18 protein-coding genes are annotated in these 12,831 nt (G+C 70.2%); 3 read left to right on the forward strand and 15 right to left on the reverse strand.

The window, feature by feature from the left end:
• From IBL25_RS19630 to IBL25_RS19645, 4 genes are all read right to left on the reverse strand, one after another.
• On the reverse strand, positions 1-400 hold a 400-nt coding region (locus IBL25_RS19630; protein ID WP_187780205.1), incomplete at its 3' end, for an MFS transporter.
• A 78-nt stretch (positions 401-478) separates the two neighbouring features.
• Complete coding sequence (locus tag IBL25_RS19635) at positions 479-919, reverse strand: GNAT family N-acetyltransferase (RefSeq protein WP_187780206.1); 441 nt, start codon at positions 917-919, stop codon at positions 479-481.
• A 7-nt stretch (positions 920-926) separates the two neighbouring features.
• A complete protein-coding gene (parA, locus tag IBL25_RS19640) occupies positions 927-1,559 on the reverse strand; it encodes a ParA family partition ATPase (protein WP_187780207.1) in 633 nt (210 codons plus the stop codon).
• A gap of 1 nt (position 1,560) precedes the next feature.
• Entirely contained in the window at positions 1,561-2,727 is a 1,167-nt protein-coding gene (locus IBL25_RS19645; RefSeq protein ID WP_367615646.1) for an MFS transporter, read from the reverse strand.
• A gap of 171 nt (positions 2,728-2,898) precedes the next feature.
• Between IBL25_RS19645 and IBL25_RS19650 the strand changes: the two genes are divergently transcribed.
• Both IBL25_RS19650 and IBL25_RS19655 read left to right on the forward strand, forming a co-directional pair.
• Positions 2,899-3,312, forward strand: coding sequence for a rhodanese-like domain-containing protein (locus IBL25_RS19650; protein WP_187780208.1), 414 nt, complete (start codon positions 2,899-2,901; stop codon positions 3,310-3,312).
• A gap of 7 nt (positions 3,313-3,319) precedes the next feature.
• Positions 3,320-3,826: a GNAT family N-acetyltransferase gene (locus tag IBL25_RS19655; RefSeq protein ID WP_187780209.1), complete on the forward strand. Its 507-nt coding sequence runs from the start codon at positions 3,320-3,322 to the stop codon at positions 3,824-3,826.
• On the opposite strand, the gene IBL25_RS19660 is transcribed toward IBL25_RS19655, so the two are convergent.
• The 5 genes from IBL25_RS19660 to IBL25_RS19680 all read right to left on the reverse strand — a co-directional run bounded on the left by IBL25_RS19660 (position 3,823) and on the right by IBL25_RS19680 (position 7,352).
• Complete coding sequence (locus IBL25_RS19660; RefSeq protein WP_187780210.1) at positions 3,823-4,131, reverse strand: plasmid stabilization protein; 309 nt, start codon at positions 4,129-4,131, stop codon at positions 3,823-3,825. The two genes, IBL25_RS19655 and IBL25_RS19660, sit on opposite strands and share 4 nt — an antisense overlap.
• A 53-nt stretch (positions 4,132-4,184) precedes the next feature.
• On the reverse strand, positions 4,185-5,033 hold the full coding sequence (locus IBL25_RS19665; RefSeq protein WP_187780211.1) for a transporter substrate-binding domain-containing protein: 849 nt from the start codon (positions 5,031-5,033) through the stop codon (positions 4,185-4,187).
• Between the two features lie 133 nt (positions 5,034-5,166).
• Positions 5,167-6,291, reverse strand: a complete 1,125-nt coding sequence (mtnA, locus tag IBL25_RS19670) for an S-methyl-5-thioribose-1-phosphate isomerase (RefSeq protein WP_187780212.1) — start codon at positions 6,289-6,291, stop codon at positions 5,167-5,169.
• A 118-nt stretch (positions 6,292-6,409) separates the two neighbouring features.
• Entirely contained in the window at positions 6,410-6,904 is a 495-nt protein-coding gene (locus tag IBL25_RS19675; protein WP_187780213.1) for a UPF0262 family protein, read from the reverse strand.
• Entirely contained in the window at positions 6,897-7,352 is a 456-nt protein-coding gene (locus IBL25_RS19680) for a DUF983 domain-containing protein (RefSeq protein WP_187780214.1), read from the reverse strand. Before IBL25_RS19680 ends, IBL25_RS19675 begins: the two co-directional genes overlap by 8 nt.
• Positions 7,353-7,490: 138 nt before the next feature.
• Between IBL25_RS19680 and IBL25_RS19685 the strand changes: the two genes are divergently transcribed.
• Positions 7,491-8,132, forward strand: a complete 642-nt coding sequence (locus tag IBL25_RS19685) for an aspartate/glutamate racemase family protein (protein ID WP_187780215.1) — start codon at positions 7,491-7,493, stop codon at positions 8,130-8,132.
• Here the strand turns inward: IBL25_RS19685 and IBL25_RS19690 are convergent.
• From IBL25_RS19690 to IBL25_RS27630, 6 genes are all read right to left on the reverse strand, one after another.
• Positions 8,129-9,325 carry a M20 aminoacylase family protein gene (locus IBL25_RS19690; protein WP_187780216.1) on the reverse strand — a complete coding sequence of 399 codons (1,197 nt, stop codon included), beginning with the start codon at positions 9,323-9,325 and terminating at the stop codon, positions 8,129-8,131. The genes IBL25_RS19685 and IBL25_RS19690 overlap by 4 nt on opposite strands.
• Before the next feature lie 94 nt (positions 9,326-9,419).
• The gene (locus IBL25_RS19695; RefSeq protein ID WP_187780217.1) at positions 9,420-10,421 is read right to left on the reverse strand and encodes an N-carbamoyl-D-amino-acid hydrolase; all 1,002 of its coding nucleotides are present in this window, start codon (positions 10,419-10,421) and stop codon (positions 9,420-9,422) included.
• A gap of 259 nt (positions 10,422-10,680) precedes the next feature.
• The gene (locus IBL25_RS19700; RefSeq protein WP_187780218.1) at positions 10,681-10,893 is read right to left on the reverse strand and encodes a hypothetical protein; all 213 of its coding nucleotides are present in this window, start codon (positions 10,891-10,893) and stop codon (positions 10,681-10,683) included.
• 15 nt (positions 10,894-10,908) lie between these two features.
• The gene (locus tag IBL25_RS19705) at positions 10,909-11,157 is read right to left on the reverse strand and encodes a hypothetical protein (protein ID WP_187780219.1); all 249 of its coding nucleotides are present in this window, start codon (positions 11,155-11,157) and stop codon (positions 10,909-10,911) included.
• Between the two features lie 10 nt (positions 11,158-11,167).
• Positions 11,168-12,553: a dihydroorotase gene (locus IBL25_RS19710; RefSeq protein WP_187780220.1), complete on the reverse strand. Its 1,386-nt coding sequence runs from the start codon at positions 12,551-12,553 to the stop codon at positions 11,168-11,170.
• 77 nt (positions 12,554-12,630) lie between these two features.
• A partial coding sequence (locus tag IBL25_RS27630) for an SPOR domain-containing protein (protein WP_187780221.1) occupies positions 12,631-12,831 on the reverse strand: 201 nt, incomplete at its 5' end.

Below are 12,831 nucleotides of genomic sequence, written 5' to 3' on the forward strand. Positions count from 1 at the left end.
GTTGGTCCCGCGCCACCAGGGAAGGCAGCAGCGCCGGCGCCGCCACGCTATAGGCCACGGTGCCGGTGGCCCCGATGGCGCCGAGCAGCGCCAGGGCCGGCAGCGTCAGCCAGCCCGCCAGCAGCAGCGCCAGCAGCGCCAGCAGGGAAGCCGCGCGCAGCGCCTCCGCCCCCGCCATCAGCCGGCGGCGGGAGGAACGGTCAGCCATCACGCCGGCGGGCAGGGAGAGCAGCAGGAAAGGCAGGGTCTGCGCCGCCTGCAACAGGCCCGCCTCGGCGGGGCCGGCGCCCAGCAGCAGCACGGCGGCCAGCGGCGCCGCAGCCAGCGCGATCTGCTCGGAAAACTGCGCGGCGAGATTGGAGTGGCTCAGGCGCCGGAAGGCAGGGGGCAGGGGTGGCACGGGCAGGGTCCTCGGATGGAGTCCGCCGAGGGTGCCGGGTGCCGGGCATGCCGGCACTCCGCTGCCTGCCCGCAAACTTCAGCCGGTGCGCGGGTCCTTGCCGTCGAAGCGCTTGCCGAACCAGAAGCGCTGATGGCCCGCCGGGCGGCCTTCGAGGCGCCCCAACTCGGCATAGCCGTGCCGCCGGTAGAATGCCGGAGCCTGGAAGCTGCTGGTATTGAGCGTCACGCCCACCGCGCCGCGCGCCTTCGCGGCGTCCTCCGCTGCCGCCAGCATGCGGGTGCCGATGCCCTGGCCGCGCAGGCTGTCATCCACCCAGAACTTCTCGACATACAGCCATTCCAGCATCACCTCTCCCACCAGCCCGGCCAGCAGCCGGCCATCCGGCGCGCGGTGGACGAGGCAGATGGGCTGGCTGACAGGCTCGAAGCCCAGCGCCCCGATGCGATGCGCGGTGAGGTTCTCCCCGATCGCCCTGGCTTCCGGTCCCTGGCGATCCTCGATCAGTTCGAAATCCAACTGGGTCTTACTCCTTCAAGGCCAGCACGGCGGTGGCGACGGCGCGGGCTTCCTCGGCCGCGGTGCCGCGCGGGGCGCTTTCCACCACGCCCAGCCCCTTCGCGAAGGCGGTGGCGAAGGCGGTGCGGTTGCCGAGGCCGGGCTCCAGCAGCGGCAGCTCCCGTTGCAGCAATTCGCGCGCGATCTCCTCCCGCAGCTTGCCGGAGCCGGGGACGCGGTTGAGCACGAGCACGGCGCGGCGACGTTCCTCCGCCACCAGGGCCAGCGTGCCCTCCATGGCCCAGAGATCGGCGGGGGAGGGCTGCAAGGGCACCACCACCAGCCCGGCCGCGCGGATGGCGACACGGGCATCGGTTTCCGCATGCGGTGGCGTGTCCAGCACCACCACGTCATGCGTCCGGGCCATGCGGTCCACCATGCCGGTCAGGCGCCAGCCGGAAGGGTCCTCGAAGGTGATGGGCCTGGCGCGGGCGCCGGCACTGGCGCGTTCCTGCCACCAGCGGGCCAGGGATTTCTGCGGATCGGTATCCAGCAGCGCCACGCGCTGGCCGGATGCCGCGAAGGTGGTGGCGAGCGTCGCCGCCAGGGTCGATTTGCCCGCGCCGCCTTTGCGCTGCGCCACCGCCACCACGAAGGCCATGCTACCTGTCCCCAGAGATGCGGGGCGAGTGTGCGCCACGCGCCACCAGAATGGCCAGCCCCAGCCCGGTGCAGGCCATCAGCGCCCCCGCGATGCTCATGCCCGGCAGCCCGCCGAGCGCGATGGCGAGGCCGCCCAGAGCCGCCCCGCTGGCCTGGCCGAGATAGATGCCGGAAGCATTGGCCGCCATCACCACGCTGCGCGCATCCGGCGCCAGCGCCACCAGCCGCGCCTGTATCATGGGCATCATGGCGAAGATGGCGGTGGAGGAAGCCAGCAGCGCCAGCGCCTGCGCCGGGATGGCCAGGAGGCTGCCACGCAAAAAGCCTTCCAGCAGCGCCACCTGCAAGAGCTGCGCGGCGATGATGACCAGCGGCATCAGCCTGACCGCGCCGATGCCCTGCCGCTCGTACAGCCGGGTGCCGATGGGCAGGCCGAGGATGGAGGCCAGCCCCGCCACGGCCTGCATGATGCCCACCGCGCCGCCCGAAAGGCCGCTGACCGCGTTCACCGCCGGGCCGATATAGGCGGAGGTGCAGAAGGAGGCGGCGAAGCAGGCATAGACCAGCCCAGCCGTGGGCGGCACGCCAGGCCGCAGCACGGCGGAAAGCCCGCCGCCGCCCCGGCCCTCTCCCGGCACCTCCGGCAGGATCAGCCGGATGGCGGCGGCGCTGATGCCGCAGAGCAGCGCCGCCATGCCGAAGGCGCCCTGCCAGCCGAAGGTGGCGCCGGCCACGGAGCCCAGCGGGATGCCCAGCAGAAAGGCCGCCGTGGTGCCGCCGATCACCAGCGCCAGGGCGCGGGCGCGCTTTTCCGGCGGCGCCAGCATGGCCGCCACGGCGCTGGCGGAAGGCACGACCACCGCCGCCGCCACGCCGCAGAGCACCCGCAGCCCCAGCAGCGCGGCAAAGTTCGGCGCCAGCATCATGCCCAGGTTCAGCAGGGCCATGATCACCAGCGCCACGACCATCAGCCCCCGGCGCGGCACGCGGGCGAAGAGCGAGGCCAGCGGAATGGCCGCCAGCCCATAGGGCAGCGCGAAGGCGGTGCCGAGCTGCCCGGCCTGGGAGAGCGGGACGGAGAGGTCGTGCGAAAGCTCGTTCAGCAGGCCCGCATAAACAAAGGACTGGGTGGAGGTGGCAAAGGAGGCGGCGGCCAGCACCGGCACCCGCCCCAGCCCGCGCGATGGAAAAGAAGAAGAAATGGCCGGGGCTCCGCAGGCTTCTCCGGCGCAGGCTTGCACCTGTCTTTGTTGCAGCGCAAGACGGCTCGGGCGTGGATGGACGAAGCGCCTCGCCATCCCCACACTCAGCAGCCAGCGAAGTAACCGGAGAAAGCCATGAGCGTCGAAGATGTCACTCCCCGCGCGGCCTATGAGGCGCTGCGCACCGACCCCGACGCCGTGCTGGTGGATGTGCGGACGGATGCCGAGTGGAACTTCGTCGGCCTCGCCGACCTGGGCGAGGCCGGCAAGCAGCCGGTGCTGATCCCCTGGCAGGTCTACCCCACCATGCAGGTGAACGGCGCCTTCACCGATTACCTGCGCAAGGCGGGTGCGACGCCGGACAGCAAGCTGTATTTCCTGTGCCGGTCCGGCGTCCGCAGCGTGGCGGCGGGGCAGGCGGCGCAGGCGGCCGGCTTCCAGAATTCCTTCAATATCCTGAATGGCTTTGAGGGGCCGCCGGATGCCGAAGGGCACCGCGGCAATGTTGCCGGCTGGAAGGCAGAGGGTCTTCCCTGGCGCCAGCGCTGAGCTTGCCTTGATCCGCCAGGCCTTGCCGGACGACCTGCCGCATCTCGCGGCGGTCGAACGCTCGGCCGCCGCGCTGTTTCGCGGCACGCGAATGGACTGGGCGGCCGATGGCCCCACCCTGGCCCCGTCGATGCTGGAGGAGGCCGCCGCGCGCGGCCATCTCTGGGTCGCCTGGCATGCCGAGGGCGGTGTCATCGGCTTCCTGCTGGCCGATGCGCTGGATGGCGACCTCTTTATCGAGGAACTCTCGGTGGCGCAGAGCTACCAGCGCCACGGCTTCGGCCGGGCGCTGCTCGGCCAGGCGGTGCGGCGGGCGCGGGAGGAGGGAATGGCCGGCGTCTCGCTGACCACCGACCACGACCTGCCCTGGAACGCGCCCTTCTATGCCAGCGCCGGCTTCCAGGTGCTGGACACCAGCGCGCTGACCCCGGCGCTGCGGGGGCGGCTGGCGCGGGAAGCGGCGCATGGCCACGATCCCGCCCACCGCTGCGCCATGCGGCTGGCCCTCAGCTAATGGTGCGCCGCATTGGCCTTGCGCGTGGCCGCCGCCTTCTTGGCACTGGCGGAACGCGCCGCCGCTGAGCGATGGGCGGAAGCCTCGCCGCCCTTCTTGCCGCCCTTGTGCGCCGCCGGGTGGCTGGAGGCATGGCCCTTGCCGGAACCGCTCTTCTTGCCGCCGCCGTCATCCTTGTTGACGGTGGCCCAGGCGCGGCGCTCGGCTTCCGCTTCGGGAACGCCACGGGATTCGTAGCTTTCCTCGATATGCTCAGCCTTGCGCTTCTGCTTGTCGGTATATGCGGACTTGTCGCCCTGGGGCATGTCGTCCTCCGTTCATGCTGCGGAGAACAACGCCAGCCAGGGCGGCAGGTTCCTCAGCCGCAGCGCGGCTCGTGCGGCTTGTCGTCGTAGCCGGGCATGCCGGGCACGCCATAGCCGGGGAAGATGGTGTTCTCGGCATCATCCGCCGCCGGCTTCACGCCGAACCACTTCTCGGACAGCTTCGCCACGGTGCCATCCTTCTTCAGGCATTCCAGCACGTTCTCAACCTCGTCACGCAGGGCCGCGTTGTCCTTGCGGAAGGGCGCGGCCCAATGCGCGCGGGTTTCCTTGATGACGAAGTCGGGCACCAGTTGCGGCGTGCGCGTGGCGGCGTAGCGGACCACGGTATTGCCGCCCAGCGTGGCATAGGCGCGGCCGGCCACCACCGCCTGCACGGCATCCGGCTGGCTGTCATAGGTCTGCACCGTGAAGCCATACTTGCCTGCGTTCTGCTGCGCCCAGGCATCGTAGGCGGAGCCCTTGTTCACCGCGATGGCCTTGCCGCGCAGTTCCTCCATTCCGGTAATCGGCGCCGAGCCCTTGCGGATGCCGAACTGGAAGGCGGTGTAGAGATAGCCCTCGGCGAAGAGCAGGTTCTCCGCGCGTTCCTGCGTCACCGTCACCGGCGCGGCCAGGAAGTCGTAGCGGCCCGCGTTCAGCGCCGGCACCAGGCCGGAGAAGGAGGCGCTGTCGATGGTGATGGGGCGGCCCATGCGCTTCGCGACCTCGGTGAAGAGGTCCACGTTGAAGCCCTGCACACCGCCGTCGAGCTTGGGAAAGGCGTGGGGGGCGAAGGTGCCATCCACGGCGGTGCGCAGCGGCTGCTGGGCGGAAGCGGTGGCGGGCAGCAGGCCAAAGGCCAGCGGCGCGGCGAGCAGGCAGGCGAGGGCAGTGAAACGCATGGTCCGAAAGGCTCCCTGGTGGCCCGCGCCGCGCCGGGGGAACAACCCCTGGCGCGGCACCGGCGGCCGGATGTGGCCGCCCTTGCCAGCAAGAAGCGTGCAACGCCGCCGCGGCGGCGTCACCCCACTTTCGTCAGTTGGCCGCTTCCGCGAACTCGGGCTGGGCCGCGAATTCGGGGTAGAGGCGCAGCAGCCCGGCCTCGGAAGCCTCGCAGCGGCCGCGCTCGGTGATCAGGCCGGTCACCAGCCGGGCCGGCGTCACGTCGAAGGCCGGGTTGGCGCCTGGGCTGCCAGGGGCGGCGGTGCGCACGGTCACCACCTCGCCCGCTTCCGTACGGCCGGTGACGGTCAGCACTTCCTCCGCCGCGCGCTCCTCGATCGGGATCTCCCGCAGCCCGTCGCGCACGCTCATGTCCAGCGTGGAATGCGGCAGGGCAACCCAGAAGGGCACCTTGTTGTCATGGGCGGCCAGGGCCTTCAGATAGGTGCCGATCTTGTTGGCCACATCGCCGTTGCGCGTCACGCGGTCGGTGCCCACCAGCACGATATCCACCTCGCCATGCTGCATCAGGTGGCCGCCGGCATTGTCGGCGATCACGGTATGCGGCACGCCATGCTTACCCAGTTCCCAGGCCGTCAGGTTGGAGCCCTGGTTGCGCGGGCGGGTCTCGTCCACCCAGACATGCACTGGGATGCCCGCGTCATGCGCCTGGTAGATGACGGACAACGCCGTGCCGTAATCGACGGTCGCGATCCAGCCGGTGTTGCAATGGGTCAGGATATTGACCGGCTTGCCCGGCTTGCGGGCGGCGATCGCCTGAATCAGCGGCAGACCGTGCTGGCCGATGGCGCGGCAGGTCTCCACATCGTCCTCGGCGATGGCATCGGCCGCGGCATAGGCGGCCGCCACGCGCGCGGCGGGGGCCACCGGGCGCAGCGCCTCCAGCATCCGGGCCAGGGCCCAGCGCAGGTTGATGGCGGTGGGGCGCGTCTCGCCCAGCATGGCCGCGACGGCTTCCAACGCGGCATCAGAGGCATCCCGCCGCAGCGCCAGCGCCAGGCCATAGGCGGCCACCGCGCCGATCAGCGGCGCGCCGCGCACCTGCATGGACTTGATGGCATGCGCCACCTGCGCCTCATCCGTCAGCCGCAGGATCTCGACCGCCCAGGGGAGGCGGGTCTGGTCGAAGATGTGGACGGACCAGCCGTCCTCCGCGTCCACCCAGACGCTGCGATGGGGAACACCGTCGATATTCATGCGGGGGCAGGCTCCGTCCGGAAAAACCGCGCAAGCGGGCGGGGCGAGAAGAGAAGCCCGCATATAAGGTGTTTTCCGCCGCACCGTCATGCGATGCGGACGGGTGAGGGATGCGGGGCTAGATCCGCTGGTGCAGGGCGCAGACCAGGGTGAAGAGGCGGCGGGCCGTCTCGAAATCCAGCCGCACGCGGCCGGAAAGGCGCTTGACCAGCAGCTCCGCCCCTTCGTTGTGCAGCCCGCGCCGGCCCATGTCGATGGTCTGGATGGTGCTGTCGCTGGCGCCGTCCGTCACCGCCTGCTCATGGCTGCTGACCACCATGTGGTAGTCCTTGATCAGCCGCCGGAAGGGGCCGAGGGCCAGCACCAGGGCGTGCAGCGGCGCGTCCGAGGCATCACGGATGTCGAAGACCAGCCGGCCCTCCCGCACGCAGAGATGCAGGCCATAGGGACCGCGCGGCAGGCCTTCCGGGTCGAAGCGGTTGGCCGCCAGCAGGTCGGCCACCGCCTGGGTGCGGTCGGCCTCGGCATAGGGGCTGGGCAGGGGGGCATTGTCCGGCAGCTCGATCCGCGCCAGCCGCTGGGTAGTGGCTGCCACCGCCCCGGCCTCAGTCATCGGCCCGCGCCGTGCTGGCCGGCAGCACGCCGTGATGGTCACCGGTCGGGCCCAGCCGCAGCATCCAGCCGATCACCGCGCCCTTCACCGGCCGCAGCGCCAGGGTGGAGACCAGCGCGAAAAGCGGCAGCCAGACCACCATGTGCAGCCACATCGGCGGCAGCCAGACCTTTTCCACCACGAAGATCAGCGGCACCAGGATATGGCCGACCAGGAAGATGACGATATAGGGCGGCGCGTCATCGGCCCGCAGCTCGGAGAAATCCGTGCCGCAATGCTCGCAGGCCGGCGCCAGCGTCAGGAAGCCCCGGAAGACATGGCCCTCGCCACAGACCGGGCAGCGGTTGCGGGCGCCCCGACCGATCATGGTGAGGAAGCTGGGCTGGTCGGCGGGCGGCTCGGCCGCAGAACGGTCGGGCTGCCAGCGGCGCAAGGGCGTGCCGGACATGCTGTGTTCCTGGAAGGCGTTTCGAGGGACCCCGTATCTACCTGACCAGGGCCTTCTGTTTGTGCGGTGCAATATCGCCCATGACGGCCGCACGGATCAAGGGTTGCGGTGGCACCCGCTGCCGGGGACGATAAGCAGATGGCAAGCCGCATCCTCGTCATCAACCCGAACTCGTCGCAAAGCTGCACCGCTGGCATCGCGGAGTCCCTGAAATCCTTCGCCGCCCCCGGGCGGCCGCCTTTCGAGGTGGTTTCGCTGCCCGGCGGCCCGCCCGCCATCACCACCTGGCGCGACTGGTTCGGCGTGGCGGAGCCGCTGTGCCAGATGGTGGAGCGCGAGAAGGCCGAGGCCTATATCATCGCCTGCGTCTCCGACCCCGGCATCGATGCCATTCGCACCGTGACGGACCGGCCCGTCCTGGGTCCCTTCCGCGCGGCGGTAGCCAGTGCGCTCGCGCGGGCGGAGCGGTTCGGGGTGATCGCCTTCGTGGAGGCCTCCAAGGCCCGGCAGCGCCGCGTGCTGCAGGCCATGGGGGTGGAGGCGCGGCTGGCCGCCAGCATCGCGCTGAACCTGCCCATGGAGACGCTGACCGACCCCACCGCCGCCCGCGCCGCGCTTTGCGACACGGCGAAGGCCCTGGTGGCGGCGGGCAGCGAGGCGGTCATCCTCGGCTGCGCCGGCATGGCCGGCCACCGGGCGGCGGTGGAGGATGCCGCCGGCGTGCCGGTGATCGAGCCCTGCCAGGCCGCCGCCGCGCAGGCGCTACTGGCGCTGGCCTAGGCTTCTGCCGTCAGTTCCTGCTCCACCAGGCTGGCCCAGAAGGCGATGCCGGTGGGCAGGATGGCGTCGTTGAAGTCGTAGCGCGGATGGTGGCCGGCGAAGTTCTCCTTCGTCGGGTCCACCTGGCCGAGGCGGATGAAGCAGCCCGGCACCGCATTGGCCATGTAGGAGAAATCCTCGGCCCCCATGCTCGGCGCGCTCTCCCGCACCAGCCGGCCCTCGCCACCGATGGCGGCGGCGGCGCGGCGGGCGGCCTCCACGGCGGAATCGCTGTTCACCACGGGCGGATAGCCACGGCTGTAGGTGATCTCGACCCGCAGCCCCTGCGCGGCGGCGGTGGCCTCGATGGTGGCCTTCAACTGCTTCTCCACCGCATCCCGCGTTTCCGGCAGCAGGGTGCGGATGGTGCCGGTGATGGTCACTTCCTCCGGGATCACGTTGCGCGCGGTGCCGCCATGGATCGTGCAGAGGGAGATGACGGCGGAATCCAGCGGATCGGTCCGGCGGCTGACGACGCTCTGCGCCGCCACGATGATATGCGCGGCCCCCAGCACCGGGTCGAGCGCCATCTGCGGCCGCGCGGCATGGCCGCCCTTGCCCAGCACGCGGATGGCGATGGCATCCGCCGAGGCGCAGACCGAGCCGCGCGCGATGGTGAAGGTGCCGGCCTCCGTGCGGGAGTCATTATGGATGCCAAAGACCAGGTCGCAGGGGAAGCGGGTGAAGAGGCCTTCATCCACCATCACCTTGCCGCCGCCCCCATCCTCCTCGGCCGGCTGGAAGATGAAATGCACGGTGCCGTCGAAATTCTTGGTCTCCGCCAGGTACTTGGCGGCGCCGAGCAGCATGGAGGTGTGGCCGTCATGGCCGCAGGCATGCATGCGCCCCGGCACCTTGCTGGCATAAGGCAGGCCGGTGAACTCCTCCATCGGCAGCGCGTCCATGTCGGCGCGCAGGCCAATGGCGCGGCGCTGGTTGCCGCTGCCCGCCTTCCGCCCGTGCAGCGTGCCGACCAGCCCGGTGCCAGCGATGCCGCGCGTCACCTCGATGCCCCAGGACTCCAGCTTGCCGGCGACGAGGTCGCTGGTGCGGTGTTCCTGGAAGGCGAGCTCGGGATGCGCGTGGATATCGCGCCGCCATTCCGTGGCTTCGGCGGCGATGGCGGCGACGCGGGTGTCGGTTTCGGACGGCATCAGGCAGGCTCCGCGGAGGTGGGGCCGCGATGCTCCTGCCGTGACAGCGCCGTGACAAGGGCCGGCGGGCGTAAAATCGCCCGCCGGGTGCGCCTTACTCGGCCGCCTTGGCCGCCGGCTGCCATTCCGCCGGCGGTGTGCTGCCGGTCTGCTCGACGATACGGGCATAGGCCTCGACGCGGCGATGGGCCGCGAAATTGAAGATGGTGGTGCGGCCCAGCGTGCATTGATCGAGGTTGAGGTCGGCCACGATCAGCTCGTCGTCCCAGGTGGTGGCCTGGGCGACGATCTCGCCTTGCGGATTGACGATGATGGAATGGCCAAACAGCTCATTGCCATCCTCGGTGCCCGCCTTGGCGACGCCGGCGGCGAAGCAGGCATTCTGGTAGCAGCCGGCCTGGATCGAGAGATGGCTATGCGCCACGCGCAGGTGATGCGCCTCGAACCCGCGCGCATCCTGGTTCAGGGAGGGTGTGTTGTAGCCCAGCATCACCAGCTCGACCTGCTGCAACCCCATGACGCGCCAGGCTTCCGGCCAGCGGCGGTCATTGCAGATCATCATGCCGATATTCACCGGTCCGGCCTTGCCGATCGGCGCCCGCACCACGGGGAAGCCGAGGTTGCCCACCTCGAAATAGCGCTTCTCCAGGTGCTGCACGCGGCGCTTCGGGTCGAATTCCTTGTGCCCGGGCAGATGGATCTTGCGGTACTTCAGCACCACCTCGCCCGAGGGATGCACATAGACGGCGGTGTTGAAGTGCCGCTTGCGCACCACGCCGGTCTCGTCCGCCTCATGCGCGATCTCGGCATAGCCGAGGTGGAAGCCGATGTTGAACTTGCGCGCGGCCTCGAAGAGCGGCGCCGTCTCGTTGGAAGGCAGGGCCTGCTCGTACCAATGGTCGGCGTTGTTGATGTCTTCCTCGTACCAGCGCGGGAAGAAGGTGGTGAGCGCCAGTTCGGGGAAGACCACCACCTCGGCGCCACGCTGATGGGCGCGCTCCATCAGCCGTACCATGCGGCCGACGACGACATCGCGCCCCTCCGCTTTCTGGATCGGGCCGAGTTGCGCGGCGGCAAGGGTGAGCAGACGGGACATCGCGTCGTTGACTCCTGGCAGAAGACCTGTGCGGAGGCGGCCGGCCACCGCATGCGACGAGGATGCGTCCATCAGCGGCCCAATGGCAATCCGCCGCCACGGGCCGCAGGAGCGCCGGCAGTGCCGGCCCTGCCCACAAGACAGGCAGGATGGTGTTCTGAGGCGTTATTCTGCCCAGGCCTCCGGCCCGGGCGGATGGTCAGCGCCAGGCAGGGCGGGCGCGCCTATCGCCCGCGCCATGCCCGGAAGCGGGTTCCGGTCAGTGGCTGGCGGCAGGGGGCATGGGGTCGATGAAGTCTTCCCCGTGCTCGATCTGGGTTTCGGCCACGGCATGCATGAAGGCCTCGTCCCAGGCATCCTCCAGCGCATCCATCAGCGCCTCGGCGGCTTCCTGCGTGCGCAGCAGCGCGATGCGCTCGCGCCCTGCGACCCAGACGGAAAAGGCGTCGCCTTCCTCGCGGATCTCGAACATGGCTGTGGTCCTTCTTTAAGAGCGGCGACGACGGCCGCCATTGCGGCGGGGGTGGATCACCGTCGAGGGCGGCGCCTCCGGCGGTGGCGGCACGTCGTTCTGATCCTCGATTTTCGGCTTCAGCAGAACATAGGCGATGCGCCCGACCACGGCGCAGAAGATCCAGCCCCCCACCGCCAGCGGCAGGGTGGTGCCGGGTCCGGTGGCCCAGACCCAGAGCGCCAGCGCCACCAGAATGGAGGACAGGACCAGGAACAGGCGCATCGCCGCAGGCTCAGTCGGTGCCCAGGTAGCTGTCGCGGTGCTGGCGTGGCACGAAACGGCCGGTGCCAGGCGCGGCCAGCACGGCCTCGCCGTCCCAGAGCTGCTGCCCACGCAGGAAGGTGGCGGCAACGCGCGCCTTCACCGGGCGGCCATGATAGGGCGACCAGCGGGTCTCCTCGCGGTCCTGGATGATGGCCTCGTCGAAGGTGAAGTCACCTTCCTGCATCACCAGCACATCGGCATCGGAGCCGACGCGCAGCGCGCCCTTCTTGGGGTAGAGGCCATGGAACTTCGCTGTCCGCTCGGCCCCGTACTTCGCCATCAGCGTCAGCGGCAGGCCGCGCTCCACCAGCAGCGAATAAAAGACGGGCGCGAAGGACTGCATGCCGGTCAGGCCGGCGCCGCAGGCGAAGATATCGTCGCCCAGCTTCTTCTCGCGCGGCCAGGGCGCATGGTCGGTGGAGACATAGGCCACCTTGCCGGCCACCAGCGCCGCCCACATGCGCTCCACTTCCTCGGCGGTGCGGAAGGGCGGGTTGCATTTGCCGAAGCCCTTGAGGCGGACGAGGTCCTCCTCCGTCATGCAGAGATACTGCAGGCAGGCCTCGCCGGTGGAGCGGCCGCCCTGGGCACGGAAGCTCTCGGCGATGTCGAAGCCACGGGCGACGGAGGAATGCGCGATATGCACATGCGCGCCCGTCTCCATCCCGATCTCGAAGATCTCCAGGTCCGCCATGGTCTCGGCCAGCGGCGGGCGGGTGCGGGCATGCATGATGGGATCGACGCGGCCGGAGGCCTTGGCCTCTGCGGTCAGGCGCTCCACCAGCTCCTGGTCCTCGTTGTGCAGCGCCACCATCAGGCCCGTCTTGGCGATCTCACGGAAGGCCGCGACCATGGTGGGATGGTCGATGCGCGGAAAGCGCACCGCGTCATATTCATAGGTGGAGAGCTTGAAGGAGCAGGCCCCGGCCTCCGCCAGCCCGGCGATGGCATCGACGCCGCCCTGCTTGGTGATGGTGCCGTAGAGCGCCACGTCCACATGCGCGGTGCTGTTCACCACCTCCACCTTCTCCGCGAAGATGCCGGCATTGGTGACGGCGCGCGGCACGTCATAGGGCATGTCCACGCAGGTGGTGACACCACCGGCGGCGGCGGAGCGCGTCGCGCCCTCGATGCCGGCCCAGCCGATCGCGCTGCTGGTGTGCATGTGGCCATCGACCAGGCCGGGCAGCAGCGTATGGCCGCTGAAGTCGTGCACGGCATTGGCGGGGGGCAGCGCGCCTTCCCCGATCGCCGCGATGGTCTCGCCCCGCACGGCGATGTAGCCGTCCTGCACCACCCGGTCCGGCAGGACGAGGTTGCCGCGCAGAACGCGGTCATAGGGAAGCTGCGTCACCGATTGCGCCTCACGTCATGAATGTCCGTGGGGCGAGGATACAGCGGATCGCACCGGTGCGCGATCCGCCTTGGCGCTTACTGCGCGCCGGGGGAGAGCACCATGCAGGGGCCACGCGTGGCGCTGCAGGTGGCGCGCGCGGCGGCGGGCGAGATGCCGGTGACGCGGGCGCGCCAGAACAAGCTGCCCTTCACGCGCACGCGCTCCACCTCCACCCTGCCACCCCGCGCGGCGGCCTTCCGGGCAGCGGCCTGTGCCGGCCCGCGCTCGGCGAAGGC

The organism is Pseudoroseomonas ludipueritiae (assembly GCF_014490445.1).
Classification (GTDB): Bacteria; Pseudomonadota; Alphaproteobacteria; order Acetobacterales; family Acetobacteraceae; genus Pseudoroseomonas; species Pseudoroseomonas ludipueritiae.

What these genes read in the sequence shown, in the direction of transcription:
- IBL25_RS19705 (WP_187780219.1), bottom strand. Translation starts at nt 11,157, where the DNA reads ATGCGCCTGTTCCTGGTCCTGTCCTCCATTCTGGTGGCGCTGGCGCTC.
- IBL25_RS19680 (WP_187780214.1), bottom strand. Translation starts at nt 7,352, where the DNA reads ATGTCCGGCACGCCCTTGCGCCGCTGGCAGCCCGACCGTTCTGCGGCC.
- IBL25_RS19660 (WP_187780210.1), bottom strand. Translation starts at nt 4,131, where the DNA reads ATGCCCCAGGGCGACAAGTCCGCATATACCGACAAGCAGAAGCGCAAG.
- IBL25_RS19650 (WP_187780208.1), top strand. Translation starts at nt 2,899, where the DNA reads ATGAGCGTCGAAGATGTCACTCCCCGCGCGGCCTATGAGGCGCTGCGC.
- IBL25_RS19685 (WP_187780215.1), top strand. Translation starts at nt 7,491, where the DNA reads ATGGCAAGCCGCATCCTCGTCATCAACCCGAACTCGTCGCAAAGCTGC.
- IBL25_RS19675 (WP_187780213.1), bottom strand. Translation starts at nt 6,904, where the DNA reads ATGACTGAGGCCGGGGCGGTGGCAGCCACTACCCAGCGGCTGGCGCGG.
- IBL25_RS19700 (WP_187780218.1), bottom strand. Translation starts at nt 10,893, where the DNA reads ATGTTCGAGATCCGCGAGGAAGGCGACGCCTTTTCCGTCTGGGTCGCA.
- IBL25_RS19695 (WP_187780217.1), bottom strand. Translation starts at nt 10,421, where the DNA reads ATGTCCCGTCTGCTCACCCTTGCCGCCGCGCAACTCGGCCCGATCCAG.
- parA (WP_187780207.1), bottom strand. Translation starts at nt 1,559, where the DNA reads ATGGCCTTCGTGGTGGCGGTGGCGCAGCGCAAAGGCGGCGCGGGCAAA.
- IBL25_RS19665 (WP_187780211.1), bottom strand. Translation starts at nt 5,033, where the DNA reads ATGCGTTTCACTGCCCTCGCCTGCCTGCTCGCCGCGCCGCTGGCCTTT.
- IBL25_RS19690 (WP_187780216.1), bottom strand. Translation starts at nt 9,325, where the DNA reads ATGCCGTCCGAAACCGACACCCGCGTCGCCGCCATCGCCGCCGAAGCC.
- mtnA (WP_187780212.1), bottom strand. Translation starts at nt 6,291, where the DNA reads ATGAATATCGACGGTGTTCCCCATCGCAGCGTCTGGGTGGACGCGGAG.